The organism is Streptomyces sp. MK37H, assembly GCF_018035285.1.
GTDB lineage: Bacteria > Actinomycetota > Actinomycetes > Streptomycetales > Streptomycetaceae > Streptomyces > Streptomyces endocoffeicus.
Genome location: NZ_JAAAYH010000570.1, coordinates 1 through 4,624, shown reverse-complemented (window position 1 = coordinate 4,624; position 4,624 = coordinate 1). Strand labels below are relative to the sequence as shown.

The 4,624-nt window shown below is 69.0% G+C and carries 4 protein-coding genes and 1 pseudogene; 2 read left to right on the top strand and 3 right to left on the bottom strand.

Features of this window, described 5'->3' with window-relative positions:
• Window positions 1–328: pseudogene (locus GWI24_RS40740) on the top strand (questin oxidase family protein); the annotation flags it as partial.
• 69 nt (window positions 329–397) lie between these two features.
• Here GWI24_RS40740 and GWI24_RS40735 read toward each other — a convergent pair.
• Window positions 398–1,180, bottom strand: a complete 783-nt coding sequence (locus GWI24_RS40735) for a dioxygenase (RefSeq protein ID WP_210951058.1) — start codon at window positions 1,178–1,180, stop codon at window positions 398–400.
• Between the two features lie 127 nt (window positions 1,181–1,307).
• Here GWI24_RS40735 and GWI24_RS40730 point away from each other — a divergent pair, with 127 nt between their 5' ends.
• Window positions 1,308–1,808 (top strand): MarR family winged helix-turn-helix transcriptional regulator, encoded by a 501-nt coding sequence (locus GWI24_RS40730; protein WP_086885962.1) that lies wholly within the window; start codon window positions 1,308–1,310, stop codon window positions 1,806–1,808.
• A gap of 174 nt (window positions 1,809–1,982) precedes the next feature.
• Here the strand turns inward: GWI24_RS40730 and GWI24_RS40725 are convergent, their stop codons facing one another.
• On the bottom strand, window positions 1,983–3,491 hold the full coding sequence (locus GWI24_RS40725; RefSeq protein WP_210951057.1) for an MFS transporter: 1,509 nt from the start codon (window positions 3,489–3,491) through the stop codon (window positions 1,983–1,985).
• 181 nt (window positions 3,492–3,672) lie between these two features.
• Window positions 3,673–4,323, bottom strand: a complete 651-nt coding sequence (locus GWI24_RS40720; protein WP_210951056.1) for a TetR/AcrR family transcriptional regulator — start codon at window positions 4,321–4,323, stop codon at window positions 3,673–3,675.
• Between the last annotated feature and the right edge of the window lie 301 nt (window positions 4,324–4,624).

Genomic DNA, 4,624 nt, shown 5'->3' with positions numbered 1-4,624 from the left:
GCTGGTCCACGCCGCGACCGCGCCCAACGCCGTACTGCGCACCCTGCCCGCGCTGCCGCGCGAGCTGTGGATACCGAGCCTGAACGCGGCATGGGCGGCGAGCGCCGCGGTCACGGCGGTGTACGCACCCGCGGAAGCGCTCCCGGCCGATCGGCCGCCGTCGATGGAGGGCGTCACCCCCGAGGAGGTCTTCGCCCACGCCGCCGCGCACGGTGATGAGCACGCCATCAAGCTGACCGACACCGCCCTCGATGTCGCCCGGGGCACGGACCCGACGGCCCTGGCCGCCGCACTGCACGCCTGCGCGATGATCAACCCGGTGCTCTGACAAGAGCCCCCGCCGGGCCGTACCCGCTCGGCCACACCCCACTGAGCGCAGCCCCCCTCACCCTCACCCTCACCCGAACTGCAACGACCGCTTCGCCAGCCCCATCCAGAACCCATCGATAACACTCCGCTGGCCGCGCAGCTCCGCCTCCGCCGCGCCCAGCGTGACGAACAACGGCGCGAAGTGTTCGGTACGCGGATGGGCGAGCCCCGCAGCCGGGGCCGTGTGCTCGAAGTCCAGCAGCGCGTCGATGTCCTGCGCGTCCAGGGCCCGCTGCCCCCAGTCGTCGAACTCGGCCGACCAGCTGGGCGGCATCGGGCCCGTCTGCCGTAGCGCGGCCAGGTTGTGGGTGAAGAAGCCGCTGCCGACGATCAGGACGCCCTCGTCCCGCAGCGGCGCCAGCTTTCGGCCGATCTCCATCAGCTTCCGCGGGTCGAGGGTCGGCATCGAGACCTGCAGAACCGGGATATCGGCCTCCGGATACATCTCGACCAGGGGCACATACGCCCCGTGGTCCAGCCCCCGGTCGGGGATGTCCTGCACCGGGGTACCCGCCGTGCGCAGCGTCTTGCGGATCCGCTCGGCGAGCCCGGGGGCGCCCGGCGCGGCGTACCGCACCTGGTAATAGTGCTGAGGGAAGCCCCAGAAGTCATAGACCAGGGGCACCTGTTGGGTGGCGCCGATCGCCAGGGGCGCCTCTTCCCAGTGAGCGGAGATCATGAGAATGGCGTTGGGCCGGGGCAGGCCGGCGGCCCAGGCGGCGAGCTGTCCCGGCCAGACCGGATCGTCGGCGAGCGGCGGAGCACCATGGCTGAGGTAGAGCGCGGGCATGCGCCCGTCCAGCGCGGACATGAGGACTCCTCGTCAGTCGACAGAGCTCGCCAGATTGCTTGAACTCTCAAGCATGTAGTTATCACTGTAGCGCGCAGTTATTTAAGATTCAAAGAGAATTTCCTAGAATGGACGCGTGGACGACGCCATGAAAACCCCCTCAGACGCCGACGAGCCGCGTTGGCTGACCGAAGACGAACAGCGCAGCTGGCAGGCGTATGTCCAGGCGAGCATGCTCCTGGAGGACCACCTCGACCGCCAGTTGCAGCGCGACGCGGGCATGCCCCACGTCTACTACGGCCTGCTGGTGAAGCTCTCCTGGGCGCCTCGCCACCGGATGCGGATGACCGAACTGGCCGAGGCCGCCAAGATCACCCGCTCCCGGTTGTCCCATGCCGTCGCGCGCATGGAGAAGGACGGCTGGGTCCGGCGCGAGGACTGCCCCGACGACAAGCGCGGACAGAACGCGGTCCTGACCGACAAGGGGCTCAAGGTGCTGCAGGACACCGCCCCCGGCCATGTCACCGCCGTACGGACGGCCATCTTCGACCGGCTCACCCCCGAGCAGGTCGAGCAGTTCGGCGCCGTATGCCGGATCATCGCGGACGGCCTCCAGCCGGCGGGCGCCGACCTCCCCTGGCTGCGCTGACGCCACGCCCTGAAAGGCCCTTAAAGCCCTTAAAGCGCTCAAAGTCCTTAAAGCGCTCAAAGCCCTCAAACGACACGCGAAGGCCCCGCTCCCCCGGCGGATTCCAGGGAGCGGGGCCTTCGCCTGACACAGGGCCGCCAAGGAACGACAGCCCAACGGGCAGGCCTCAGCGCATCAGTGCGCCATCACCGGAACAGCGTCCTCCGCCGCACCGTCGCCGGAGCCCGCGACCGCGCCGCCGCCCTCCGGCTGTCCGGCGTTGACGAACGTGATGGCGATGACCGCGGCCAGCACCAGGATGCCGACCGCCCACCAGATGGCGGCGGTGTAGCCGTGCACCATCGACTGGAGCTGCAGCGCCGTGCGGGAAGGGGCCCCCGCCGCATGCGACTTCGCGTACTCGGTGGTGGCGCTCGCCGCGATCGTGTTCAGCAGCGCGGTGCCGATGGCGCCGCCGACCTGCTGCGAGGTGTTGACCATCGCCGAGGCGACACCCGCGTCACGCGGCTCGACACCATGCGTGGCCAGGCTCATCGCCGGCATGAAGGCGGTACCCATACCGAGGCCGAGCAGCAGGAACCCGGGCAGGATCAGCGCCGGGTACGAGGTGTCCAGGTCGATCTGGGTCAGCAGCAGCATGCCGACCGAGGCGGCCAGGAAGCCCGGCCCCATCAGCAGCCGCGCCGGGACGCGGGTCATCAGCCGGGCGCCGATCTGCGTCGAGCCGGTGATCATGCCCGCGACCATCGGCAGGAAGGCGAAGCCGGTCTTGACCGGGCTGTACCCCTTGACGACCTGCATGTAGTAGGTGAGGAAGAGGAACAGGCCGAACATGCCGATGATGGCGAGGGCCAGCGAGGCGTAGACACCGCCGCGGTTGCGGTCGGCGACCACGCGCAGCGGCAGCAGCGGCGCCTTCACCCGCGACTCGACGACCACGAAGGCGAGCAGCAGCACGGCCGCGGCGACGAACAGACCGACGGTCGGGCCCGCGGACCAGCCGTCGGACTCGGCGCGGGTGAAGCCGTAGACCAGCGAGACCAGACCGGTGGTGGCCAGGATCACGCCGGGGATGTCCAGCCGGGACGAGTTGTGGCTCTCCACCGGCTCGCGGATCACGGCGACCGCGCCGATCGCGGCGATGATGGCGAACGGGATGTTCACGAAGAAGGTCCAGCGCCAGTCCATGTACTCGGTGAGCACACCACCGAGGATCAGACCGACGGCGCCGCCACCACCGGCGATGGCACCGAAGACACCGAACGCCTTGGCGCGCTCCTTGGGGTCGGTGAACATCACCGCGAGCAGCGAGAGCGCGGAGGGGGCGAGCAGCGCGCCGAACACACCCTGCAGGGCGCGCGCGCCCAGCAGCATGCCGGTGTTCAGCGCGGCACCGCCGACGGCCGAGGCGGCGGCGAAGCCGATCAGACCGACGATGAAGGTCTGCTTACGTCCCCACAGGTCGGCGATCCGGCCGCCGAACAGCAGCAGTCCGCCGAAGGCGAGGGCGTAGGCGGTGATGACCCACTGCCGGTTGCCGTCGGAGATGCCGAGATCGGCCTGGGCGCTGGGCAGCGCGATGTTCACGATGGTCGCGTCGAGCACGACCATCAACTGGGCGAGGGCGATGAATATCAGCGCTTTCCAGCGCCGGGGATCCACGAATTGAGCCGTTTCAGGCATGGATGGGCCTACCTAGCGGTGCGGAGAGTGAGAAATGGGACGTAAGGGTCCGGTCTAGGTCAGACCGGTACAGGCCGTTGAGTAAGAGGTAGCGAGAGGCGACGACGCACGTAAGGAAGACGTGTGAACGTGCGCGGAATAAGCGGTGCTCCGGGATCGGCCGGGTGCGATCTATGTCACGTCACGGCCGGTGTTGCAGATCCTCCAAGGTCACGGACTTTCCGGGTAGTTCCGAGCGCGCCGGGGTCTGCAGACCGTCCAGGAACAGCTGCAGATGCCGGTGCACAAAGGGCTCGAAGTCCACACAGGCGCTGCCGGGCAGCGGCCGGGTGAGCTGGTTGAGCGCGACCATCAGGTCACCGACGCCGATGTCGGTGCGCAGTTTGCCGTCGGATTTCGCGGCCCCCATCAGGGCTTCGACACCGTCCGCCAGACGGTCGCGGGTGGCGATGAGATCAGGGTGCTCCTTGTCGAGGCCGCCGGAGAGCAGCAGGCACAGCGCGCCGATGTGCTCGTCCGCCGCGGCGTGGACGAAGCGCCGCAGCGCCGAGAAGGTGTCGGCCTCCTCGGCCAGGGCGGATTCGGCCTGGTCGGCGACACGGGACATCACCGAGAGCGCCACATGGTGGATCAGCTCACGACGGTCCGTGAAGTGCCGGTAGATCGTGGCATTGCCGACCCCCGCCCGTCGAGCGATTTCATCGAGGGGGATGTGCGCCCCGTACTCGACGATCACCTCTCGGGCGGCCGCGACAATGCGCTCACGGTTACGCAGGGCGTCCGCGCGCAGCCGGGGCTGTGCGGACTTCGCGGTCATCGTGTCTGCGGCCATGACAGCACTCCCTTCTGCGTACGGCTTCCACGCGTACGGTTCTCCGGTGGCCGGTGCTCCGGCGGCTTGGCGGCGGCGCCGCGCCCCGGCCTTGACGTTCGAGCTTCAACTTTTCCGGGGAGTGAGTCCCCGTTTATGCGTTCACTCGGTTAAACGGGGAATGAGTCCCCGGAATTTCTGCGTCCGTAGGTGACCTGCCTCACACCTGCCCGGCGCCCCCCGCCGCCCGGACGGAGCAGCTCATTCCGCCGTTCGGCGGCACCCCACGGGCGCCCCGGTCCACGCCGTCACACCGTGGTCG